Origin of the sequence: Pseudomonas sp. WS 5412 (assembly GCF_012985615.1) — a bacterium.
Classification (GTDB): Bacteria; Pseudomonadota; Gammaproteobacteria; order Pseudomonadales; family Pseudomonadaceae; genus Aquipseudomonas; species Aquipseudomonas shahriarae.
Window position 1 is genome coordinate 140,961 of record NZ_JAARMB010000001.1, and the last position, 23,329, is coordinate 164,289.

Genomic DNA, 23,329 nt, shown 5'->3' on the forward strand with positions numbered 1-23,329 from the left:
ATGCAAGCAATGCGCGGCTGGGCTGCTCGGTATGCGTCCTGTCTGGGCTTGGTGGGCGCCTTTGGCGCTGCACAGCCAGCCCTGGCCGGCGATTACGACGGCTCGCCCCAGGTCGCCGAGTTTGTCGGTGAGATGACGCGTGACTATGGTTTCGCCGGCGAACAACTGATGGGCGTGTTCCGCGAGGCCCAGCGCAAGCAGTCGATCCTCGACGCGATCTCTCGCCCCGCCGAGCGCGTCAAACAGTGGAAGGACTATCGCCCGATGTTCCTCACCGACGCCCGGGTGGCGCGGGGTGTGGACTTCTGGCGCCAGCACGAGGCCGTACTGGCCCGTGCCGAGCAGGAATATGGCGTGCCGGCCCAGGTGATCGTGTCGATCATCGGCGTTGAAACCTTTTACGGGCGCAATACCGGCAGCTACCGGGTGATCGACGCCTTGTCGACCCTGGGTTTCGATTACCCGCCCCGTGCCGAATTCTTCCGCAAGGAACTGCGCGAGTTCCTGCTGCTGGCCCGTGAAGAGCAGGTCGACCCATTGACCCTCAAAGGCTCCTACGCCGGGGCCATGGGCCTGCCACAGTTCATGCCGAGCAGCTTTCGCGCCTACGCCGTGGATTTTGACGGTGATGGCCATATCAACATCTGGAGCAACCCCGATGATGCCATCGGCAGCGTTGCCAGCTACTTCAAGCGTCACGGCTGGGTGGCTGGCGAGCCGGTGGTGATTCGCGCCGATGTCACGGGCGATCGCGCCGATGAAGGCCTGACCCAGGGCATCGAGCCGGTGAAAACCGTCGGGGAGTTGCGGGCGCTGGGCTGGTCAAGTCATGATGCGCTGCGCGATGATATGCCGGTTACCGCCTTCCGCCTGGAGGGCGCAGACGGCCCGGAATACTGGATGGGCCTGAAGAATTTTTACGCAATCACGCGTTATAACCGCAGTGTGATGTACGCCATGGCCGTACATCAGCTGTCAGACATGCTGGTTCAAGCACGGGGCGTCAAGTAATGCGGGTATCGCCGATCAATAAACCGCTCAAGCTGGTGGCGCTTGCCGCATTGTCCTTGCTGGTTGTCAGTTGCTCCACCAGCCGTGCGCCGGTGCAGAAGGCCGGTGGCCCGGTAGTCCGCGCGCAGCCGGGCCTGGATATCAACCGGGCTCACAAGGACGGCGCGCCGTGGTGGGACGTCGACGTCTCGCGCATCCCGGATGCCACGCCGACCCTGCATACCGGCAACTATAAAGCCAACCCCTACACGGTACTGGGCAAGACCTACTTTCCGCTGCAGGAATCCAAGAACTATGTGCAGTCGGGCACCGCGTCCTGGTACGGCACCAAGTTCCACGGGCAGAACACCGCCAACGGCGAAGTGTATGACCTGTACGGCATGAGCGCGGCACACAAGACCTTGCCGCTGCCGGCCTATGTACGGGTGACCAACCTGGACAACAACCGCGTGGTAATCCTGCGGGTCAACGACCGTGGGCCGTTCTACTCCGACCGAATCATCGACTTGTCCTACGCAGCCGCGAAAAAACTCGGCTATGCCGAATCCGGCACGGCGCGGGTCAAGGTCGAAGGCATCGATCCGGCCCAGTACTGGGCCCAGCGCGGCAAGCCAGCGCCATTGATGCTCAATGAACCACAAAGCGCCCAACCGCAGATCACCGCTTCGGCGGGCAAGGTCGAGCAGTGGACGCCGCCGCCCCAGCAGCACGCCGCGCCAGTCGTGGCCGTGCCACAGGCGGCGCCGGGCAATGCAGCGGGCGGGCAGTACCTGCAAGTCGGCGCTTTCGCCAACCCGGATGCGGCAGAACTGTTAAGGTCCAAGCTCAGCGGGATGGTCAGCGCGCCAGTCTTTATCAGCTCTATCGTGCGTAACCAGCAGACCCTGCACCGGGTACGCCTGGGCCCCATCGGCTCGGCGGGCGAGATTGCCCAGGTACAGAACAGCGTGCGATTGGCCAACCTGGGTCAGCCCAGCGTGGTCGGCGCCGAATAAGCAGTAGCGGATCGAGGGTGCTGGCACGCTTGCGCGCCGGGGCCCTGGTTGCAGGCTCTTCGAATAATAAAAACCCGAAGGCAAGGGTTGAGCTGGCAACTGAATACGCGACAGCCTGGTGACGGGCTGTCTGAATGTTTTGCCCGCGAGGGCAAGTTTCCATAAGCAATTTCGAGAGACGGATGAACATCACCACCTTAGCCAAACGCCTGTGCCTGCTTGTCCCGCTGATCATTGCGCCCGCTGCCTGGGCCGTCGAAATGATGCCAGCGCCACCGCAACTGGCTGCCAAGTCCTACGTGCTCATGGATGCCGCCAGCGGCAACGTGCTGGTCGAAAACAACGGTGACCAGCGCCTGCCGCCGGCCAGCCTGACCAAGCTGATGACCGCCTATATCGCGACCCTGGAAATCCGTCGCGGCCAGATCGGTGAAAACGATCCGGTGACCGTCAGCGAAAACGCCTGGCGCACCGGCGGTTCGCGGATGTTCATCAAGGTCGGCTCCCAGGTCACTGTCAGCGACCTGCTGCACGGCATCATCATCCAGTCCGGTAATGACGCCAGCGTCGCCCTGGCCGAACACATTGCCGGCAGCGAAGATGCATTTGCCGACATGATGAACAAAACCGTGACTGACCTGGGCATGACCAACAGTCACTTCATGAACCCGACCGGCCTGCCAAACCCAGACCACTACTCGTCGGCCCATGACATGGCGATCCTGGCGCGCGCGATCATTCGTGTCGACCCGGTGCACTACGCCATCTACTCCCAGAAAGAATTCTTCTGGAACAACATCAAGCAGCCTAACCGCAACCTGTTGCTGTGGCGCGACAAGACCGTCGACGGCCTGAAAACCGGGCATACCGACGAAGCCGGCTACTGCATGGTGTCCTCGGCTGTGCGTGACGGCCAACGTCTGATCGCCGTGGTGTTCGGCACCAACAGCGAACAGGCCCGTGCGGCGGAAACCCAGAAGCTGCTGACCTATGGCTTCCGTTTCTTCGAAACCCAGACCTTCTACCAGAAGGGTGCCGAACTGGCCCAGGCTCCTGTGTGGAAAGGCACCGAGCGTCAAGTCAAGGCCGGCCTGGCTGACGACCTGACCCTGACCATGCCTAAAGGCCAGCTGAAGAAGCTGGCTGCCAGCATGACCATGAACCCACAACTGACCGCGCCAATCGCCAAGGGCGATGTGATCGGTAAAGTCGAAGTGAAGCTGGACGACAAAGTCGTACACAGCGCCGATCTGATCGCACTCGACGCCGTTGAGGAAGGTGGTATCTTCCGCCGCGTGTGGGATAGCATCCGTCTATTCTTCTACGGCTTGTTCAACTGATTGTGTGCACCCGCAAGGCCCCGCGTTGATCCGACGCGGGGCTTTGCCCGTCGCCACGGCTTACCGCTTACGAGGCCGTTTCGCCATGACCGATAAAGAAGTAAAGGCGCCAAAGATCGAATTCCCGGTGACGGACTATCCCGTCAAGGTGATCAGCGATACCGGTGTGGGCAACAAAGATAAGATCCTCGAGATCATGCGTAAACACGCAACGATCAACGACAACCGTGTGGATGAGCGCTTGAGCACCAACGGTAAGTACACCACGATTCAGTTGCACATCGTTGCGACCGGTCAAGACCAGCTTTACGACATCAACAGCGAACTGCGAGCCACCGGTTTCGTACATATGGTGTTGTGATGTCGCAGGTCCTGGGCTTTCGCGAGCTCGGCCAGATGGCGTACGAGCCGGTCTGGCACGCCATGCAGCGCTTTACCAATGAGCGCGGCAGCTCGGCTCCCGACGAAATCTGGCTGGTGGAACACCCGCCGGTATTCACCCAGGGCCAGGCTGGCAAGGCTGAGCATCTACTACTTCCGGGTGATATTCCGGTGGTGCAGGTCGACCGAGGTGGTCAAGTGACTTACCATGGGCCCGGACAACTGGTGGCTTATTTGCTGCTGGATGTGCGCAAGCTGGGTTACGGCGTGCGTGAGCTGGTCAGTCGCATGGAAAACTGCCTGATCGAGCTGCTGGCCAGTTATGGCGTGACAGCCGTGGCCAAGCCCGATGCTCCAGGTGTGTATGTCGACGGCGCGAAAATCGCCTCCCTGGGCCTGCGCATCCGCCATGGCTGTTCCTTTCATGGCCTGGCCCTGAACGTGGACATGGACCTGGCGCCGTTTCGCCGGATCAATCCCTGTGGTTACGCCGGTTTGGCCATGACCCAGTTGAGCGATCACGCAACACCCCTAGAATTTGCCGAGGTAAGTGCCCGGCTGCGCGCGCAGCTCGTCAAACACCTCGACTATGCTGAGCAGACGACCCTGACGGGCGGAATCGACTGATATGACTACTGATGTTGTGCAAACCATGATCCCGACGCTGGACATTACCGAGCGTCCGGCCCCGGCTCCGCGTGCCAAGGTGGAAGCCGGCGTCAAGCTGCGCGGCGCCGAGAAGGTTGCACGCATCCCGGTGAAGATCATTCCGACCACCGAACTGCCGAAAAAGCCCGACTGGATCCGCGTGCGCATCCCGGTCTCGCCGGAAGTCGACCGTATCAAGGCGCTGCTGCGTAAGCACAAGCTGCACAGTGTGTGCGAAGAAGCCTCGTGCCCGAACCTGGGCGAGTGCTTCTCCGGCGGCACCGCGACCTTCATGATCATGGGTGACATCTGCACCCGTCGTTGCCCGTTCTGCGACGTTGGCCATGGCCGGCCGAAGCCACTGGACGTCAACGAGCCGGAAAGCCTGGCCATCGCCATCGCCGACTTGAAACTCAAGTACGTGGTGATCACCTCGGTAGACCGCGATGACCTGCGCGACGGCGGTGCCCAGCACTTTGCCGACTGCATCCGCGAAATCCGCAAACTGTCGCCGAACGTGATGCTCGAGACCCTGGTCCCGGACTACCGTGGCCGTATGGACGTCGCCCTGGAAATTACCGCCGCCGAGCCGCCAGATGTGTTCAACCACAACCTGGAAACCGTGCCGCGCCTGTACAAGGCTGCGCGTCCGGGTTCGGACTACCAGTGGTCGCTGACCCTGCTGCAGAAATTCAAGCAGATGATGCCGCACATCCCGACCAAGTCCGGGCTGATGCTGGGCTTGGGCGAAACCGACGAAGAAGTCATCGAAGTCATGAAGCGCATGCGCGAACACGACATCGACATGCTGACCCTCGGCCAGTACCTGCAACCATCGCGCAGCCACTTGCCGGTGCAGCGTTTCGTGCACCCGGACACCTTTGCCTGGTTTGCCGAAGAAGGCTACAAGATGGGCTTCAAGAACGTCGCGTCGGGCCCGCTGGTACGTTCGTCGTACCACGCCGACGAACAGGCCAAGCTGGTCAAGGCTAGCCTGGTTTCCTAAACCTTGGCGCCGATCCATTTGTGTGGATGGGCGTGTAGGGGGGCTGGCTTGTGTGGGAGCGGGCTTGCCCGCGATAGCATCGCCTCGGTGCAACTGATACACCGAGGCGTGTGCATCGCGGGCAAGCCCGCTCCCACAGTTCGTTGTGCTGTACAGAATAGGGAGAACCAAGGATGACTAACCCGCTTGCCACCGCCGTACCCGCCCTGCGCGCCGAAGGTGTGATCGGCCTCATTGCCCCCGCTGGCCCCGCCGCGCTGGATGTTGAAAAGGCCGGGCAATGGATGCGCGCCCGTGGCTACGAGCTGCGGATTTTTTCGGGGGTGTATGAGCGCGATGGTTATCTGGCCGGCAGCGATAAAGTACGCCTGCGCGACCTGCACGCGGCCTTCGCCGACCCCGAGATCGACGCCATCTTCTGTCTGCGAGGTGGCTACGGCACCCCACGCTTGCTCGATAGCGTGGATTTCGAGCTGCTGGCAGCCAATCCCAAGCCCTTCGTCGGCTACAGCGATATCACCGCGCTGCACTTGGCGATCAGCCGCTACGCCGGCTTCGTGACCTTCCACGGCCCGATGCTCAATGCCGACTTGCTCGGTGACAAGCAACAGCCCACGGAGTCATCACTGTTCAGCCTGCTGCGCGGCCAGCTGGGCGCTGGCAGTGTGCTGGCGCACCCAGTGGCGTACCCGCTGACCACCATTGAGCCTGGCATCGCCTGTGGGCGCTTGCTGGGGGGCAACCTGTCGATGATCGCGGCGGTGATGGGCACGCCCTTCGAGCTTGATGCCGAGGGCATCATCCTGTTTATCGAGGACGTCAACGAGCCAATCTATCGCATCGACCGCCTGCTGACGCACTTGCGCCTGGCGGGCAAGCTGGCGCAGGTGCGCGGTGTGCTGGTGGGGGATGTGGCGGGAGTGGATAACGTCGCGCTGGAGCGGCTGTTGAAACAGACCTTCCAACCGTTCTGTATTCCGGTCCTGTCCGGCTGGCGCAGCGGCCATTGCGACCCCAATCTGACCTTGCCGATGGGCGCCTTGGTGCGCCTGGATGCGGGGGAGCAGCGGCTGGTGCTGGAGCAGGATGTGGTGTCTAGGCTCTGAGTGTTTTGCCGCCTGTCGGCACGCTATCGCGAGCAAGCTGGCTCCCACAGGGAATTGCATTCCAAATGTGGGAGCGGCAGTCGCCCTACACCGATCTAGCGGCTACGCAACGACTCCAACAACTTCACCGTCGGATACCCATCCGCCGGCCAGCCCAACGACTGCTGCGCCGCACGAATCGCCTTGCGCGTATTGGCGCCGATAATCCCGTCCGGGTTGCCGGCCTCATAGCCATTGGCGCTCAACACCGTCTGCAACTCGATGCGCTGGGAGCGGGTCAGTGGCAGTTCATCCGTTGGCCAATCGCCGCGAATCACCCCACCGCCGCCAAAACGCTCGGACAACAGGCCGACCGCCAGGGCGTAGGACGACGAGTTGTTGTACTTGAGGATTGCGCGGAAGTTATCCAGCACCAGGAACGCCGGGCCACGATGGCCGGCCGGCAGCAGCAGGGCGGCCGACAGCGTTTCTACGTTGGGCGGCACGCTGGCGCCGGCCGGCACCTGCAGGCCCAGCTTCAACCATTCGCCGACCGGCTTGCGCACCACGCCATCAGCCAGGGCGTAATCGAAGTTTGTCGGCAATTGCTGCACCTCAAAGCCCCACGGCTGGCCTTTCTGCCAGCCCGAGCTTTGCAGGTAGTGCGCAGTGGAGGCGAGGGCGTCGGCCGAGCTGTTCCAGATGTCGCGGCGACCGTCGCCGTCGAAGTCCACGGCGTGGGTGTTGTAGGTGGTCGGTATGAACTGGGTCTGGCCCATGGCGCCGGCCCACGAACCGCGCATCTGTTCGGCTGGAATGTCACCGTGCTGGATGATTTGCAGCGCGGCCAGCAACTGCGCCTGGGCGAATGCCGGGCGGCGGCCTTCATAGGCCAGGGTCGCCAGGGAGCGGATCACCGAGTTATTGCCTTGGAACGAACCGAAGTTACTTTCCATGCCCCACACCGAGACCAGCACCTGGCGATCAACGCCGTAGCGCTGTTCGATGCTTTGCAGGATATCGGCGTGCTTGATCAGCAAGGCCTGGCCATTGCGTACGCGTAGCGCCGACAAGGCACCGTTGAGGTATTCCCACACCGGGCGGGAAAATTCCGGCTGGCTGCGGTCGGCGCGGATGACCGCCATGTCGGGGGTGACGTTGGCGAAGGCGGTGTCGAATACCGTCGGGGTGATACCGGCCTTCAGGGCCTCGACGCGAAAACCTGCCTGCCATTCGGCAAAGGTCTGGGTCGGTTGGATATCGAGATTGGTCACGGCCAGGGGCGCAACTACGGCGGGGGCGGCAACCGGTGCGGTCTGGAGCGTGGGCAGGGGCTGAGCGTCGGCGGCGGTGGGTTTTTCGGCGCAGGCGACTAACAGGATCAGGCTGGAGGCAGCAATCAATTGGCGAAGGTGCCAACGACGGGAAAGACTAGAGGGCATGCACAGGTCCAGGAAATACGAATCAGGTGCAGACCTTATCATGCCAGAGGGGCGCTTGCCTTCAGGCAGCCAGAAAGTAAGAAGCCTCCCAGCTATTAGACTGGAAGGCTTCGCGGCGGTAGCTGCCTTTGCCTTTGCCGGCGCGTTCCTGGCGACTGCGGAACAACGGCTGGGCGATGATGGATTTGGCCTTGTTGGGGCCATGCTTGGATGGCTTTTTGCTCATGATCGGGACTCTCCGATGGGGTGGGTGATGCGGTGCAAATCATCTGCCGAAGTCTGCCGGCTGTCCAGCCCGGCGCGATGTAGGAAATATCAAAAACCTGAATACGGCGACGATCAAAACTGTAGGAGCTGGCTTGCCTGCGATGGCATCACCACCGCGTGACTGACACACCGAGGCGCCTGCATCGCAGGCAAGCCAGCTCCTACATTGGTTTTGTGGTGGTTGGGCGAGCGTGCTATTCGGCGGGCAGTGCCAGGCGCTGGCCGGACATCAGCAGCGACAAACGGATCAAGCTCATCCACGGCGACCCTGCGGCCTGGCCCTTGATCTGCGCGTCGATGCGTTGGGCTTCGAGCAACAATTGCGCCCAGCGTTGCGCCGAGTGCCGTTGCAGGGCCTTGCTCATCAGGGGCTTGCGCTTGTCCCACACCGGCGGGCGGGCCTGGCTGAAGGCCTTGTCCAGAGGGGTGCCCTGGCTGTACTGCAGGGCGATATTGGCCAGCAAGCGCAGTTCCCGGGCCAGGGCCCAGAGAATCACCGGCGGCTCGACCCCTTCACCGCGCAGCCCTTCGAGCATGCGCAAGGCGTGAGCCGCATCACCGTTGAGGATTGCGTCCACCAGCCCGAATACGTCAAAGCGTGCGCTGTCGGCCACGGCGCCCTGTACGGTCTCGACGGTGATCTGGCCACCTTCGGCCATCAGCTTGAGCTTTTCGATTTCCTGGGCCGCCGCCAGTAGGTTGCCTTCAACCCGGGCCGCGATCAGCTCGACCGCGTCCTGGCTGGCAGACAATCCGGCTTGCGACAGGCGTTGGCGAATCCATTGCGGCAACTGACTGCTGTCCACCGGCCAGATCTGGATGAACTGGGTCTGTGCCCCTTCCACCAGCGCCTTGCCCCATTTGGTTTTCTGCGCGCTGCCATCGAGCTTGGGCAGGCTGATCAGCAACAGCGTGTCCTCGGCGGGGCGGGCGCAGTATTCCATCAGGGCCGCCGCGCCTTTGTCGCCGGGCTTGCCCGAGGGCAGGCGCAGTTCCAGCAGGCGTTTTTCGGCAAACAGCGACATGCTGGCCCCGGCCTGGAGCAGGGTGCCCCAGTCAAAGCTGGCGTCGGCGCTGAACACCTGGCGTTCATCAAAGCCTTGCTGGCGCGCAGCCTGGCGAATGGTGTCGGCGGCTTCCTGGCACAACAGCGGATCATCGCCACTGACGATGTACACAGGCGCGAGGTTGCCTTGCAGGTGTTTGGCGAGTTGGGCGGGGGCGAGTTTCATAGGCTGGATGGACGGGGCGCATGACGCGCCCCGTCTGGTTTACTCGGCAGGGACTTCAACAGGCGATTGCTTGGGAATGCTGTTTTCATAGTCCTGCGCGGCTTTCAGCGCCTCGGCATCCGCCTTGGCCTTGGCGTCGGCAGTCTGCTGCAGGGCATCGAGCTGGGCCGGGCTGATCATCTGCAGGCGCAGGACCATACGCTGGACCAGGTCACGGCGCATTTCATTGCGAACCTGATTGACCTCAGTGTCGGAACCGACCAGGTTGTTGCCGTCGTGCGTCACGACTTTCTGCACTTGCAGTTTGTCGCTGATCAGCGGCAACTGGTCGTGGCCCTGGATCTGGAACATGAGCACGCTGCTCAACTCGATGTCCGAAGACCGGCCGGCACTGGCGTAGCTGAGGTTACGCTGGGTCTCTTTCTCGTCGATCAGCACCAGCTTGTAAGCCGCGCCGTTATAGACTTTGACGCCGCTGTTTTCCAGAGTTTGGCGCAGCTGGGTCACGGTTTCACCATAGGAGTTGCGCGCGCTGACATCCAATTCCTTGATCGCCAGTTCCGTGGTGCCGGTGCCGCGCAGCTGGAAGCCGCATGCGCTCAGCAGTACGGCAAGGCCCATAACCAGCAAGTTGCGTTTGATCATTTTATTGCTCCCCTTGAAACCATGTGGGCCTTATCGAGGCCCTGGAGGTTTTGTTCGGCGCCAGGGCTCTTGCCCTGGCGCCCGATCCGATTAGCTAGCGACGATATTGACCAGTTTACCGGGCACTACGATCACTTTGCGGATCGTCAGGCCTTCGGTGAAGCGCAGCACGTTCTCATTGCAGCGCGCGGCGGCTTCGACTTCTTCGCGGCTGGCGCTGGCAGGCATGTCGATCTGGCCGCGCAGTTTACCGTTGACCTGAATCACCAGTTGCAGCGTGTCCTGGACCAGGGCGCTGTCATCCGCGACCGGCCATGCAGCATCGATCACCGCGCCGCTGTGGCCCAACTGGCTCCACAGGTCGTGGCTGATGTGCGGGGTGATCGGCGCCAGCAGCAGGACGACTGCTTCCAGGCCTTCCTGCACCAGTGCACGGTCCTGTTCGGTAGCCTGCGGGGCTTTTTCCAGCACGTTCATCAGCGTCATCACCTGGGCGATGGCGGTGTTGAATTTATGGTGCTGGCCCACGTCCTGGCTGGCTTGCTTGATGGCCAGGTGGGTGCTGCGGCGAATGAGTTTCTGCTCGTCGCTCAACGACGCCACGTCCAGTTTGCCCGGCAAGCCCTGGCTGATATGGCCATGGGCCAGGCGCCAGACGCGCTTGAGGAAGCGGTGCGAACCTTCGACGCCAGAGTCCGACCATTCGGCGCTCATATCGGGCGGCGAGGCGAACATCATGAACAGGCGGCAGGTGTCGGCGCCGAACTGGTCGATCATCGACTGCGGGTCGACGCCGTTGTTCTTCGACTTGGCCATCTTCTCGGTACCGCCGATTTCCACCGGCAGGCCGTCGGATTTCAACTTGGCACTGATCACCTTGGCTTTGCTGTCACGCTCCAACTCGACGTCCGCCGGGTTGAACCAGGTGTAGGCGCCATTGGCTTCGCGGCGATAGTAAGTCTCGGCGATCACCATGCCCTGGGTCAGCAGGTTCTTGAACGGCTCGTCGGAGCTGACCAGGCCTTCGTCACGCATCAGCTTGTGGAAGAAGCGCGCGTACAGCAGGTGCAGGATCGCGTGTTCGATACCACCGATGTACTGATCCACCGGCAACCAGTGGTCGGCTGCGGACTTTTCCACCAGGCCGCCTTCATAGTGCGGCGAGGCGTAGCGGGCGTAGTACCACGAGGACTCGACGAAGGTGTCCATGGTGTCGGTTTCACGCTTGGCAGGCTGGCCGCATTTCGGGCAGCTGCACTCGTAGAACTCGGGCATGCGCGCCAGTGGCGAACCGGCGCCGTCCGGCACCACGTCTTCGGGCAGGACGACCGGCAGTTGGTCTTCCGGTACCGGCACGTCACCGCAGGTTTCGCAGTGGATGATCGGGATCGGGCAGCCCCAGTAGCGCTGGCGGCTGATGCCCCAGTCGCGCAGGCGGAACTGGGTACGCGAGGCGCCGAGGTTTTTCTTGATCAGGGCGACTTCAATGGCGTCGAAAGCGCCTACGAAGTCCAGGCCGTCGAACTCGCCGGAGTTGATCAGGGTACCGTGTTCGCCGTAGGCGTCTTGCCATGGGGCCGGGTTGGTATCACCGGAACTGGTACGCACCACAGACTTGATCGGCAGGTTGTACTTGGTGGCGAATTCGAAATCGCGCTCGTCGTGAGCAGGCACTGCCATTACTGCACCATCGCCGTAGTGCATCAGCACATAGTTGGCGACCCAAACCGGCAGTTTTTCACCGGTCAGAGGGTGCTCGACGAACAGCCCGGTCGGCAGGCCTTTTTTCTCCTGGGTGGCGACGTCGGCTTCAGCCACGCTGCCGCCTTTGCATTCGGCGATAAAGGCCTGCAGCTCAGGGTTGTTCTGTGCGGCTTGGGTGGCCAGCGGGTGTTCGGCGGCCACGGCGACGTAGGTCGCGCCCATCAGGGTGTCCGGACGGGTGGTGAAAACTTTCAGGGCGCCCGTTTCACCGATGGAATCGACGTTGTACGGGAACTGCACTTCCATGCCCTTGGACTTGCCGATCCAGTTGCGCTGCATGGTCTTGACCTGTTCAGGCCAGCCCGGCAGGTCGTCGAGGCTCGACAAGAGTTCATCGGCGTAGGCGGTGATCTTGAAGTAGTACATCGGGATTTCGCGCTTTTCGATCAGCGCGCCGGAACGCCAGCCACGGCCGTCGATCACTTGCTCGTTGGCGAGGACGGTCTGGTCGATCGGGTCCCAGTTCACGGTGCCGCTTTTTTTGTAGATCACGCCTTTTTCGAACAGGCGGGTGAACAGCCATTGTTCCCAGCGGTAGTAGTCCGGCTTGCAGGTGGTCACTTCGCGGGACCAGTCCACGGCCAGGCCCAGGCTGCGCAGCTGGGTCTTCATGTAGGCGATGTTCTCGTAGGTCCACTTGGCGGGCGCTACGTTGTTTTTCATCGCGGCGTTTTCCGCAGGCATGCCGAAGGCGTCCCAACCCATAGGTTGCAGGACGTTTTTGCCGAGCATGCGCTGGTAGCGGGAAATCACGTCGCCGATGGTGTAGTTACGCACGTGCCCCATGTGTAGTTTGCCGCTGGGGTAAGGGAACATGGATAGGCAGTAGTAAGTCTCCTTGCCTGGCTGTTCACTGACTTCAAAGGACTTTTGCTCGTCCCAGAAAGTTTGGGCGGCATTTTCTATTTCACGGGGCTGATATTGTTCGTGCATGGCTACTTTTGAACTGAATAGGGGTGGCCTAATCCTCTTCGGTGCATTGTCCGGGTTGAGCGACACCAAAAAGCGGCGCGTCCGTGCCCAAACCCTGCGGGAAGTGGAGTTACAGGAAGCGCCGTAGCATACATGACCCCACTCTATCGAGGGAAACCCTGATTGCGCCGCGCAGGCCGTTGGTCGCGGCGCGCGGTTGGTTGCGTCAGCGCAGCTACGCTGTTTATTGGGGAGTGAGACTTATCTTTAATGAGGTGAGGGGATGGTTGATTCGCAGCGAATGAGAACGAAACCGGAAGTGTATGAAGGACTGATCGACCGCTTGGGTCGAGCACTGGACGCAGCAAGAACCGCAGGCCGATTGCGTGACGAACGGCCTGATGAGCTGGAACTGCGAGGCTTGAGCCCTGCAGAGTTTGAAGTGATCAAGGCCTACCTGGACTTGAACGCGCGCCCTATCCCGCAATGGGTGGCTCCTGTGCCAGCCAGGGAAGCGGTGCGATCGTCCAAGGTGGTATGGCTCAAGGACTTGTCCGCCGGCCGCAGCCCGGAAAAGCTGCGGTCTGTGCGATTCAAGTAACCTGATCAGCGTTATCCACCGCTGGTAAAGATTGTCGCTAAACCCCGTTACACCTTAGGCTTCGGGCATCTTTGGAGATGCTCGATGCCTATTCGTTATTTCATCAAACAATTATTGCTGCCGCCCGGCATTCTCTTGCTGCTGCTGGCCCTTGCCTGGTGGTTTCGCCGCACCCGTCCACGCTTGGCCGGCGTGTGCTTTGCCCTGGGGTTTGGCGGGATGTGGCTGATCAGCTTGCCGGTGATGGTGGAGTGGGGCGCACGCGCCTTGGAAACCGAGCCGCCATTGGCCGTGGAAGACTGGGCCAGCCTGGCAGAACGGGCCGATGCCATTGTGGTGCTGGGCTCGGGCCGCGAGCGCGGTGATCCGGCCTGGGGCGCCGATCAGCCGACCGGTATCGGCCTGGAGCGCCAGCGCTACGCGGCGCGATTGGCCAAGGCGTCCGGGCTGCCGGTGCTGACCAGCGGCGGCCTGCACTACGGCACGCCGCCCAGCGAGGCGCAGTTGATGGCAGTGTCGATGCAGCAAGACTTTGGCGTGGCCGTGCGCTGGAAGGAAGAGCGCAGCCGCACCACCTGGGAAAATGCGCAAATGAGTGCCGAGATCCTGTTGCCCCAGGGCGTCCAGCGCGTGGTAGTCGTGACCCAGGCCTGGCATATGCCGCGTTCGGTGTGGAGCTTCGAGAAGGCTGGCTTTACCGTGGTGCCGGCACCGGTCGGCTTCCTGGGGGTGGACAATGCCCGGCCACTGGGCGGCTGGATGCCGGAATTCAAGTCGATCTGGCAGAGTGGACAGTTGATCAATGAGGCGGTGGGGCAGGTAGGTTACCGCCTGTTCTATCGTTAACGCCGCAAATCAACATGTGGGGCGTGTGTGGGAGCGGGCTTGCCCGCGATGGCGGTGGGTCAGTCACTAAAAATGCTGACGGATACACCTCCATCGCGGGCAAGCCCGCTCCCACATTGGGTCTTGGGTGTCTGTCAGACGGTCTTGGCCATGCGCCCGGCCAGCAGGGCCCAGCCAAACAGCCCCAGGCACAGGATGATCAGCGGCCACGAACGCCATTGCAGGTACGGCGTCAGGTTGTGCATCGGTACGACCTCGCCGTAGAGAATGCCGCGCTCGAACTGCGGGATCTGCTCGGTAATCTGCCCGAACGGGTTGATCAGGCCGGTCACGCCGTTGTTGGTGGCACGGATCATCCAGCGGCCGGCTTCCAGGGCGCGCATCTGGGCCATTTGCAGGTGCTGCAAGGGGCCGATGGAGGTGCCGAACCAGGTGTCATTGCTGATGGTCAGCAGTAAGTCGCTGCGGGCGGCGAGGCCGGCGGCGAACTCCGGATAGACCACTTCGTAGCAGATATACGGCGCGATCTGATAACCCTTGGCTTGCAGCATGGCCTGGTCCTCAGGCCCGCGGGCGAAGTCCGACATCGGCAGGTCGAAGAACGCGATCAGCCCGCGCAATACATCCTGCAGCGGCACGTACTCGCCAAAGGGCACCAGCTTCTGCTTCAAATAGGTGCCATCGCCTTGACCGACCACGGTGATGCCATTGAAGTAGCGCTTCTCATGGCGTACTTCCTGGCGGATCGGCACGCCGGTGATCATCGCCGCGTTCCGGTCGGCAGCGAATTTGCCCATCATCCCCAGGTAGCCCTCGACGGACTCCTTGAGCACCGGCACGGCGGTTTCCGGCCAGATCAGCAGGTCCACGCGCTTGGAGGCAAAACTCATGTCGCGGTACAGCGCCAGTTGCGCGTTGAGCTGGGCCGGATCCCACTTCATGCTCTGCTCGACATTGCCCTGGATCGCCGCGACGGTCAGCGGTTCACCGGCGGGGCTGGTCCAGGCGTAGTGCTTGAGCCCCAGGCCAATGGCCCAGGGCGCAACCAGCAGCACCAGGCCTGCGCCGATAAACGCGTTGCGCCTGGCTGCCAGCAAGCGCGGCAGGTTGACGAGCAGTGCCGCGCTCAAGGCCAGGGCAAACGAAATCAGCCACACCCCGCCCAGCGGCGCGAGCCCGGCCAGCGGGCCGTCAAGTTGACTGTAACCGGAGTACAACCAAGGGAAACCGGTGAGGAACCAGCCGCGAAACGCTTCCTGGCCCACCCATAGCGCGGCAAACGCCAGGGCATCGGCCAGCGGCGCTTCGTTACGGCGCAGCCAGCGCGCCCAGAGCCAGGCGGGCAGGGCAAAGAACAGCGCAATCGCGGCGGTGAACGCGAGCATCAACAGCCCGGCCAGCAACACCGACGCGCCGCCAAAGTGATGGATGCTGTAGTAGATCCAACTGGTGCCCGCGCCAAACAGGCCAAAGCCGAAACACCAGCCACGCCCGAAGGCCTGGCGGGGTGTCAGTTGGCGCATCCCGGCATAGAACACCCCGACCGCCACCAGCGCCAGCGGCCAGATATCGAACGGCGCCAGCGCCAGGGTGGTGATAGCACCGGCCACCACGGCCAGCAGGTTACCGGGCCAGCCGGGTGCGGTGAGACGGCGCATATCAGTCCTTAGCGGGCAATAGGTGTCAGGCGGATCAGGTGGATGCGACGGCTATCGGCATTCAGGATGCGGAAGCGATAGGCGCCGATCTCGGTGGTTTCGTTACGCTTGGGCAAGTGACCAAACGCACTCATCACCAGGCCACCGACAGTGTCGAACTCATCGTCGGAGAATTCGCTGTCGAAGAACTCGTTGAAGTTCTCGATCGGCGTCAGCGCCTTGACCAGGAAGTCACCGCTGGGCAGCGGCTTGATGTAGCTGTCTTCTTCAACGTCGTGTTCGTCTTCGATATCGCCGACGATCTGTTCCAGCACGTCTTCGATGGTCACCAGGCCGGCGACACCGCCGTATTCGTCAATGACGATGGCCATGTGATTGTGGTTGGCGCGGAACTCGCGCAGCAGCACATTCAGGCGCTTGGATTCAGGCACGAAGGTCGCAGGACGCAGCAGGTCCTTGATGTTGAAGCTGTCGCCGTTCTCCTTGAGGATCAGCGGCAGCAGGTCCTTGGCCAGCAGGACACCCATGACGTCGTCATGGCTTTCGCCGATCACCGGGTAGCGCGAGTGCGCCGAGTCGATCACGGCCGGGAGGAATTCCCGTGGGGTCTGGGTCGCCTTGATGCTGATCATCTGCGAGCGCGGGACCATGATGTCCCGAACCTGCAGGTCAGCCACCTGGATGGCGCCTTCGACGATGGCCAGCGCTTCGCTGTCCAGCAACTTGTTCTGATGGGCCTCGCGCAGCAGCTCCAGCAGCTCCTGGCGGTTTTTCGGCTCGTGGGCAAAAGCCTGGGTCAGTTTACCCAGCCATGACTTTTGCCCGTTGCTCGATCGGTCTTCGCTCATAGCGATTACTCTAAATCCTTGATTGTTTCAGTTGAGTGTCGATTAGTGTTCGTCGTCTGCATAGGGGTCAGGATGACCCAACTCTGCAAGCAACGTTCGTTCCAGTGCTTCCATTTCTTCGGCTTCTTCATCATCTATATGGTCGTAACCCAACAGATGCAAGCAGCCGTGCATGACCAAGTGGGCCCAGTGGGCCTCCAGGGCCTTGCCTTGTTCCTTTGCTTCGCGCTCCACCACCGCGACGCAGATCACCAGGTCACCCAGCAGCGGGATATCCAGCAGTTCATCCGGCACATCGGCGGGGAACGACAGCACATTGGTCGCGTAGTCTTTCTGGCGCCAGGTGTGATTCAGCTCGCGGCCTTCAGGTTCGTCCACCAGACGGATGGTCAGTTCCGAGTCGGCGCTGCGCTGGCGCAGGGCCAGTGTGCACCATTGGCGGAACTGTTCTTCGCTGGGGGCTGGCGCTTCAGTGGCCAGTTGCAGATCAAGCTCAAGCATCGCGGCGGTTGTCCTTCGACAGCCCGTCGTCGCGGTGTTCGAAGCGCTCGTAGGCCTCGACAATGCGCTGTACCAGCGGGTGACGCACCACATCCTTGGGCATGAAGTGGGTAAAGCTGATCCCCGGCACGTCCTTGAGCACCTCGATCACCTGGCCCAGGCCCGACTTGGTGCCCTTGGGCAGGTCGACCTGGGTGATATCGCCGGTGATCACGGCGGTGGAGCCGAAACCGATACGGGTCAGGAACATCTTCATCTGCTCGACCGTGGTGTTCTGGCTTTCGTCGAGGATGATGAAGCTGTTGTTCAACGTGCGACCGCGCATATAGGCCAGCGGGGCGATCTCGATCACCTGGCGCTCGATCAGCTTGGCCACGTATTCGAAGCCAAGCATTTCATACAGTGCGTCGTACAGCGGGCGCAGGTACGGGTCGATCTTCTGGGCCAGGTCGCCGGGCAGAAAGCCCAGTTTCTCGCCAGCTTCCACCGCCGGGCGCACCAACAGGATGCGTCGCACCTGTTCGCGCTCCAGGGCGTCTACCGCACAGGCCACGGCCAGGTAGGTCTTGCCGGTACCGGCCGGGCCGATGCCGAAGTTGATGTCGTTGCCGAGGATTTCTTTGACATAGCGCTGCTGATTCAAGCCGCGCGGGCGAATCATGCCTTTTTTGGTACGCAGCGCCACGCTGGCTTCGGCCACCGGGTTATTGGCCAGGTCTTCCACGGCGGATTCCTGCAGGTACAGGTGCACGGTTTCCGGCGACAGCTCGCTACCCTTGGTTTCGCGGTAGAGGCGACGCAGCAGGTTTTCTGCAGACGTGGTGTGCTGGGGTTCGCCAATCAGCTCGAATTGATTGCCGCGGTTGCGGATCTCGATGCTCAGGCGTTGTTCGATCAGGCGCAGGTGCTCGTCGAACTGTCCGCACAGATTGGCGAAACGACGAGCCTCAAACGGCTCGAGGAGGAAACGATGGGGTTCTGCTATGGGTGCGTTCAAGGTTGCTTTTAGCCGCCCTTTGGCTGTTTAGGTGAAATAGAGGATAACGCCAGCCGCCGGTGTGCGAAAGCACTTAAGTTATCGGAATGCTGCGCGGTTCCCATGTGGGGGCGGGCTTGCTCGCGAAGGCGGTGTGTCAGTCAATGCATCTGTCACTGATCCACTGCCATCGCGAGCAAGCCCGCTCCCACATTTTGATCTCCATCAGTCAGGAGTATTGATGGGTTACTGGATCAGTGAGCCGCGCAGCGAGTGCGGTTGCGCCGCGTCGATGTGCACGTCGGCGAACTGGCCGATCAGCGTCGGGTTGTCGCAACGGAAATTGACGATCCGGTTGTTCTCGGTACGTCCCTGCAACTCGCCCGGGTCTTTCTTCGAGTAATCGGTGACCAGGATGCGCTGGGTCGAGCCGACCATTTGTCGGCTGATCTCGAAACCTTGCTGGTTGAGGCGATGCTGCAAGGCGTTGAGGCGCTCCTTTTTCAGCTCCTCCGGGGTTTCGTCGACCAGGTCGGCAGCCGGTGTGCCGGGGCGCTGGCTGTAGACGAAGGAGTAGGAGAAGTCGAAACCGACGTCTTCAATCAAATTCATGGTCTGCTGGAAGTCCTTCTCGGTCTCGCCAGGGAAACCAACGATAAAGTCCGAACTGATGCAGATGCCCGGCACGGCGGCGCGCAGTTTGCGCAGCTTGGACTTGTACTCCAGGGCCGTGTGGTTGCGCTTCATCGCCGAGAGGATGCGGTCCGAGCCCGATTGCACCGGCAAATGCAGGTGCTTGACCAGCTCCGGCACTTCGGCGTGGGCCTGGATCAGGCTGTCGGAGAACTCCAGCGGGTGCGAGGTGGTGTAGCGAATCCGCTCGATACCGTCTACCGCCGCGACCACGCGAATCAGCTCGGCCAGGTCCGCCAGGCGCCCATCGTGGGTCTGGCCGCGATAGCCGTTGACGTTCTGCCCCAGCAGGGTCACTTCACGCACGCCGTTTTCGGCCAGGTGGATGATTTCCGCCAGCACATCGTCGAACGGTCGGCTGACTTCTTCGCCCCGGGTATAAGGCACCACGCAGAAGGTGCAGTACTTGCTGCAACCTTCCATCACTGACACATAGGCGCTCGGGCCGTCGATGCGTGGCTCGGGCAGGTGGTCGAACTTTTCGATTTCCGGAAACGAGACGTCCACCTGCGGCAACTTGGTGATACGCGCAGCGTCGATCATTTCCGGCAGGCGGTGCAGGGTCTGCGGGCCGAAGACCACGTCGACATAGGGCGCGCGGTCGCGAATGGCCGCGCCTTCCTGGCTGGCCACGCAACCACCGACGGCGATCACCATGTCCGGGTTGGCCAGTTTCAGTTCACGCCAGCGGCCCAGCTGCGAGTAGACCCGATCCTGGGCCCGTTCGCGGATCGAGCAGGTATTGAGCAGGATCACGTCGGCATCTTCGGCGCGAGCCGTGACTTCCAGGGCCTGATGTTCACCCAGCAGATCGACCATGCGCGAGCTGTCGTACTCGTTCATCTGGCAACCGTGGGTTTCGATGTAAAGCTTCTTGGCCATGGGAATCGTCAACTGGTGGTAAAGAACCGCGCATTATAGGGGGCATGCCCATTGGTTCCTAGCACTGTGCATCGGGTGCCATGCTATAGTTCGCGCCCTCATTTATATCCGCCGATGTGCTGCCCGCCCCCCATGACCAAACGTGAAGCTCCAATCTACAAGGTGATTTTCCTTAACCAGGGCCAGGTGTTCGAAATGTACGCCAAACAGATCTATCAAAGTGATCTGTGGGGCTTCCTGGAAGTGGAAGAGTTCGTCTTTGGCGAGCGCACGCAGCTGGTCGTCGATCCGGGCGAGGAAAAGCTCAAGGCCCAGTTCGAAGGCGTGGTGCGCAGTTTTGTGCCGATGCATTCGATTGTGCGCATCGACGAAGTCGAGCGCCTGGGCACGCCCAAGATCAGCGAGGCGCGGGGTGTGAGCAATGTCATGCCGTTTCCGATGCCGATGCCGGAAAAGTAGAACGCTGGGCTCCAGACCCTGATTTGTAGGACCGTTCTGATAGTTATCTGTCACGTATTGACTGAGTGATAGAAAAATATCAGTTTGTGCTCATGCGCAGAGGACGCCATGAACACACCTATAAAAACACGCCTCCAACAGCAACTGTCATCCAGATCGCCTTCCTATCGCGCGCTGGCGGCTTATATTTTGTCGAACTTGAGGGATCTGCCCTTCGAGAACTCGGCGATGGTGGCGCAGAAGCTTGCCATCAGTGAGTCCACCGTTGGCCGCTTCTGTCGCGCCGTGGGCTACAAGCATTTCAAAGACCTCAAGAACGAACTCAAGGATGACTTGGGCGATAGCCCCTGGTTGATCGGCGACCGGCTGCGCGCTTTCCAGCAGGAGGGTTCTGATAGCCAGCGTTCGTTGGCCCGCAGCCTGGAGTTGGAAATCGCGGCCCTGGTGCGGGTTTATGAATACACCCGTACCGTTCCCTGGCAGGCAGTGACCAGCAGGCTTGCGCAAACACCGCAGATTTTTGTCGCCGGTTTCGGGACTGAGCGCGGTACCGCCTGTTCCATGGCTCATATGCTGCAGTATCTGCGCCGTGGCGTGCACCTGCTGGATGGCGCCTCCGGTCATTTCGGCGAGGTATTGCTCGCTTCCCCGGCCGATTCGATGCTGATTGTCTATGAAGCGCGACGTTATTCGCGCCAATCACTGCTGTTATGTCGCGAGGCTCGCAGCCGCAATATTCCCGTCACGCTGATTACCGATAACTTTTGCGAGTGGGCCGAGCAAAATGCCGACGAGGTATTCCGGGTGTCCACGGAGCTTGAGCTGCTATGGGACTCGACGTCGACCATGTTGTCCCTGACCCATTTGTTGATTAACGATATGTCGAAAAAGCTCGGTCCAGAGATGGAAGAGTATTTGCGTTCAATCGCACAGTTGCATCAAACATTTGTAGGTTATGTACAAAGTTGAACCTGCGTTGCAATTCGACTGTTAACGCACGACTGATTTTTATATAGCTCTTTGAGCCTTTATCAACGGACTTATTCGTTCGGGAGTAGCCCTGTGCGCGATCCTCGGTATGACATTCTTTTTGAATCAGTTCAAATAGGACCGGTTCGCACCCGTAACCGCTTTTATCAAGTGCCTCATTGCAACGGTATGGGGCATGTGCACCCCTCCGCCATGGCGAGTATGCGTGGCATCAAGGCTCAGGGAGGATGGGGCGTAGTTTGTACGGAGGAGTGCGAGATCAGCCCACACAGCGAGTTTTCTCCTTATATAGAAGCACGGTTGTGGGACGAGCGAGATATACCGGCGCTGGCGCGAATGTGTGAGGCGGTCCACCAGCACGGTTCACTGGCAGGCGTTGAACTGGCGTTCAATGGCTACTCCGCGCCGAATCGCTACAGCCGCGAAGTGCCGTGGGCCCCTTCTGACACTCCAGTGCGAGGGTATGACCCGGTCCAGGCGCGGGCCATGAGTCTTGCGGATATCAGGCAACTGCGCCAGATGCATCGGGCGGCCGCCTTACGGGCGCGCTCGGCGGGTTTCGATATCGTCTATGTGTACGCCGGCCACGATCTGGGCTTGCCGTTTCATTTTCTGACACCGCGCAACAACCGTCGTACCGATGAGTACGGAGGGGTGTTGGAGAATCGCGTGCGCTTGTTGCGCGAGTTGATTGAAGACACTCGGGACGCGGTGGGCGACCGGTGTGCGGTCGCTGTGCGGTTGGCGGTGGATGAGCAGATCGCCGCTGGCCTGTCCCACGAAGGGGAGGGGGCCGAAATCTTCACCATGCTGGCTGACTTGCCAGACCTGTGGGATATCAATGTGGCCGACTGGTCGAACGACAGCATGACCTCGCGTTTTGCCAGCGAAGGTTATCAAGAGACCTTTTTATCCGGGCTGAAGGCGTTGACCAGTAAACCGCTGGTGGGTGTGGGGCGTTTTACCTCGCCGGATACCATGGTTTCCCTGGTCAGACGTGGCGTGCTGGACCTGATCGGTGCTGCCCGCCCGTCGATTGCCGACCCGTTCCTGCCCAAGAAGATTGAAGAAGGGCGGATGGATGAGATCCGCGAATGCATTGGCTGCAATGTCTGCGTCAGTGGCGACCACACCAGTACGCCCTTGCGATGCACACAGAACCCGACCATGGGCGAAGAATGGCGGCGGGGCTGGCACCCCGAGTCGGTGAGCCCTGCACGCAGCTCAAGCCGCGCCCTGGTGGTCGGTGCAGGGCCCGCCGGGCTTGAATGTGCGCGTGTGCTGGGCGCGCGCGGCATGGAGGTCGCCTTGGTGGAGAGCTCGCGGACCCTGGGCGGGCGTGTGGCACTTGAGTCCAAATTGCCCGGGTTGTCGAGTTGGTCGCGGGTGATCGACTATCGGCTGGATGCCCTGAGCCGCATGGACAGGGTGCAGATCTATCGGCAAAGCCCCCTGGAGGCTCAAGACGTACTGGACTTCGCCGCCGCGCACGTTTTTATTGCGACCGGCGCTCGCTGGCGTCGTGATGGCCTGGGCAGGGCGCTGCGTCAGGCCTTGCCCGGACTGGAAAGCCTGCCGATCCTGACCCCGGATGATGTGATGGGCGGTGCGCTTGCCCCTTCGCCAGTGCTGTTGTTCGACGACGATCATTACTATATGGGCAGCGTGCTGGCCGAGCGGTTGGTGGCCCAGGGCGTGGAGGTTGTCTTCGTCACCCCGGCAGCGGATGTTGCGGCCTGGACCCATAACACCCTTGAACAACATCGCATCCAGCGTCGCCTGCTGGAACTGGATGTCACCATCATCGCTTCCCACTCGCTGATGACGGTGACGTCTGATGGTGTGATTGCCAGCTGTGTCTATACCGGTCGGCCTCGTGTGATTGCTGTGGCCTCGCTGTTACTGGTGACGTCCCGCGAGCCCGAGCAGGCTTTGTTCCGGGCGCTCGACCGGCCTGACGAAGAGTTGCGAGAAGCCGGTATCCAGACTCTGCTCCCGATAGGTGACTGCCTGGCGCCGGGGACCATAGCGGCGGCGGTGTATGGCGGTCATCGCCAGGCGCGAGAATTTGACGCCCCTGCCGGCTCATTATTCATGCGTCGAGAAATTACATGTCTGGAGGTTATGTAGCGTTCTGTTGTTCTACA

22 protein-coding genes are annotated in these 23,329 nt (G+C 61.3%); 12 read left to right on the forward strand and 10 right to left on the reverse strand.

Annotation, left to right across the window (positions count from 1 at the left end):
- The 7 genes from mltB (at position 1) to HBR94_RS00750 (ending at position 6,487) form a co-directional block, all read left to right on the forward strand.
- Entirely contained in the window at positions 1-1,011 is a 1,011-nt protein-coding gene (gene mltB, locus HBR94_RS00720) for a lytic murein transglycosylase B (RefSeq protein WP_115129077.1), read from the forward strand.
- On the forward strand, positions 1,011-2,006 hold the full coding sequence (locus HBR94_RS00725) for a septal ring lytic transglycosylase RlpA family protein (RefSeq protein WP_115129076.1): 996 nt from the start codon (positions 1,011-1,013) through the stop codon (positions 2,004-2,006). Before mltB ends, HBR94_RS00725 begins: the two co-directional genes overlap by 1 nt.
- A gap of 182 nt (positions 2,007-2,188) precedes the next feature.
- Complete coding sequence (locus tag HBR94_RS00730; RefSeq protein ID WP_029292257.1) at positions 2,189-3,346, forward strand: D-alanyl-D-alanine carboxypeptidase family protein; 1,158 nt, start codon at positions 2,189-2,191, stop codon at positions 3,344-3,346.
- A gap of 85 nt (positions 3,347-3,431) precedes the next feature.
- A complete protein-coding gene (locus tag HBR94_RS00735) occupies positions 3,432-3,707 on the forward strand; it encodes a DUF493 domain-containing protein (RefSeq protein WP_029292256.1) in 276 nt (91 codons plus the stop codon).
- Positions 3,707-4,354: a lipoyl(octanoyl) transferase LipB gene (gene lipB / locus HBR94_RS00740; protein ID WP_057960700.1), complete on the forward strand. Its 648-nt coding sequence runs from the start codon at positions 3,707-3,709 to the stop codon at positions 4,352-4,354. Before HBR94_RS00735 ends, lipB begins: the two co-directional genes overlap by 1 nt.
- Positions 4,355-4,379: 25 nt before the next feature.
- Positions 4,380-5,381 carry a lipoyl synthase gene (lipA, locus tag HBR94_RS00745; RefSeq protein ID WP_057444888.1) on the forward strand — a complete coding sequence of 334 codons (1,002 nt, stop codon included), beginning with the start codon at positions 4,380-4,382 and terminating at the stop codon, positions 5,379-5,381.
- Positions 5,382-5,554: 173 nt separating this feature from the next.
- Positions 5,555-6,487: an LD-carboxypeptidase gene (locus HBR94_RS00750; RefSeq protein WP_057439006.1), complete on the forward strand. Its 933-nt coding sequence runs from the start codon at positions 5,555-5,557 to the stop codon at positions 6,485-6,487.
- Between the two features lie 95 nt (positions 6,488-6,582).
- Here the strand turns inward: HBR94_RS00750 and HBR94_RS00755 are convergent, their stop codons facing one another.
- From HBR94_RS00755 to leuS, 5 genes are all read right to left on the reverse strand, one after another.
- Complete coding sequence (locus tag HBR94_RS00755; RefSeq protein WP_057439007.1) at positions 6,583-7,908, reverse strand: lytic murein transglycosylase; 1,326 nt, start codon at positions 7,906-7,908, stop codon at positions 6,583-6,585.
- Between the two features lie 61 nt (positions 7,909-7,969).
- Positions 7,970-8,134 carry an alternative ribosome rescue factor ArfA gene (arfA, locus tag HBR94_RS00760; protein ID WP_003176285.1) on the reverse strand — a complete coding sequence of 55 codons (165 nt, stop codon included), beginning with the start codon at positions 8,132-8,134 and terminating at the stop codon, positions 7,970-7,972.
- A gap of 235 nt (positions 8,135-8,369) precedes the next feature.
- On the reverse strand, positions 8,370-9,407 hold the full coding sequence (holA, locus tag HBR94_RS00765) for a DNA polymerase III subunit delta (protein ID WP_170044012.1): 1,038 nt from the start codon (positions 9,405-9,407) through the stop codon (positions 8,370-8,372).
- A 39-nt stretch (positions 9,408-9,446) separates the two neighbouring features.
- Entirely contained in the window at positions 9,447-10,052 is a 606-nt protein-coding gene (lptE, locus tag HBR94_RS00770) for an LPS assembly lipoprotein LptE (RefSeq protein WP_057439009.1), read from the reverse strand.
- Positions 10,053-10,142: 90 nt separating this feature from the next.
- Positions 10,143-12,749 carry a leucine--tRNA ligase gene (leuS, locus tag HBR94_RS00775; RefSeq protein ID WP_169959809.1) on the reverse strand — a complete coding sequence of 869 codons (2,607 nt, stop codon included), beginning with the start codon at positions 12,747-12,749 and terminating at the stop codon, positions 10,143-10,145.
- A 262-nt stretch (positions 12,750-13,011) separates the two neighbouring features.
- Here leuS and HBR94_RS00780 point away from each other — a divergent pair, with 262 nt between their 5' ends.
- Entirely contained in the window at positions 13,012-13,329 is a 318-nt protein-coding gene (locus HBR94_RS00780; protein WP_057439011.1) for a hypothetical protein, read from the forward strand.
- 84 nt (positions 13,330-13,413) lie between these two features.
- Complete coding sequence (locus HBR94_RS00785; RefSeq protein WP_170044013.1) at positions 13,414-14,175, forward strand: YdcF family protein; 762 nt, start codon at positions 13,414-13,416, stop codon at positions 14,173-14,175.
- A gap of 134 nt (positions 14,176-14,309) precedes the next feature.
- Here the strand turns inward: HBR94_RS00785 and lnt are convergent, their stop codons facing one another.
- From lnt to miaB, 5 genes are all read right to left on the reverse strand, one after another.
- Positions 14,310-15,833 (reverse strand): apolipoprotein N-acyltransferase, encoded by a 1,524-nt coding sequence (gene lnt / locus HBR94_RS00790; RefSeq protein ID WP_057960692.1) that lies wholly within the window; start codon positions 15,831-15,833, stop codon positions 14,310-14,312.
- 8 nt (positions 15,834-15,841) lie between these two features.
- The gene (locus HBR94_RS00795; protein ID WP_005791724.1) at positions 15,842-16,681 is read right to left on the reverse strand and encodes an HlyC/CorC family transporter; all 840 of its coding nucleotides are present in this window, start codon (positions 16,679-16,681) and stop codon (positions 15,842-15,844) included.
- 42 nt (positions 16,682-16,723) lie between these two features.
- Positions 16,724-17,182, reverse strand: coding sequence for an rRNA maturation RNase YbeY (ybeY, locus tag HBR94_RS00800; RefSeq protein WP_057960691.1), 459 nt, complete (start codon positions 17,180-17,182; stop codon positions 16,724-16,726).
- Positions 17,175-18,179, reverse strand: a complete 1,005-nt coding sequence (locus HBR94_RS00805) for a PhoH family protein (RefSeq protein ID WP_029292238.1) — start codon at positions 18,177-18,179, stop codon at positions 17,175-17,177. The genes ybeY and HBR94_RS00805 overlap by 8 nt, the downstream gene beginning before the upstream one ends.
- 225 nt (positions 18,180-18,404) lie before the next feature.
- Positions 18,405-19,733 (reverse strand): tRNA (N6-isopentenyl adenosine(37)-C2)-methylthiotransferase MiaB, encoded by a 1,329-nt coding sequence (miaB, locus tag HBR94_RS00810; protein ID WP_170044014.1) that lies wholly within the window; start codon positions 19,731-19,733, stop codon positions 18,405-18,407.
- A 132-nt stretch (positions 19,734-19,865) separates the two neighbouring features.
- Here miaB and HBR94_RS00815 point away from each other — a divergent pair, with 132 nt between their 5' ends.
- From HBR94_RS00815 to HBR94_RS00825, 3 genes are all read left to right on the forward strand, one after another.
- Positions 19,866-20,192, forward strand: a complete 327-nt coding sequence (locus HBR94_RS00815) for a DUF1820 family protein (RefSeq protein ID WP_003236992.1) — start codon at positions 19,866-19,868, stop codon at positions 20,190-20,192.
- A gap of 108 nt (positions 20,193-20,300) precedes the next feature.
- The gene (locus HBR94_RS00820) at positions 20,301-21,161 is read left to right on the forward strand and encodes a MurR/RpiR family transcriptional regulator (protein ID WP_115129070.1); all 861 of its coding nucleotides are present in this window, start codon (positions 20,301-20,303) and stop codon (positions 21,159-21,161) included.
- A 93-nt stretch (positions 21,162-21,254) separates the two neighbouring features.
- Positions 21,255-23,312, forward strand: coding sequence for an FAD-dependent oxidoreductase (locus HBR94_RS00825; protein WP_057960689.1), 2,058 nt, complete (start codon positions 21,255-21,257; stop codon positions 23,310-23,312).
- Positions 23,313-23,329: the final 17 nt, after the last annotated feature.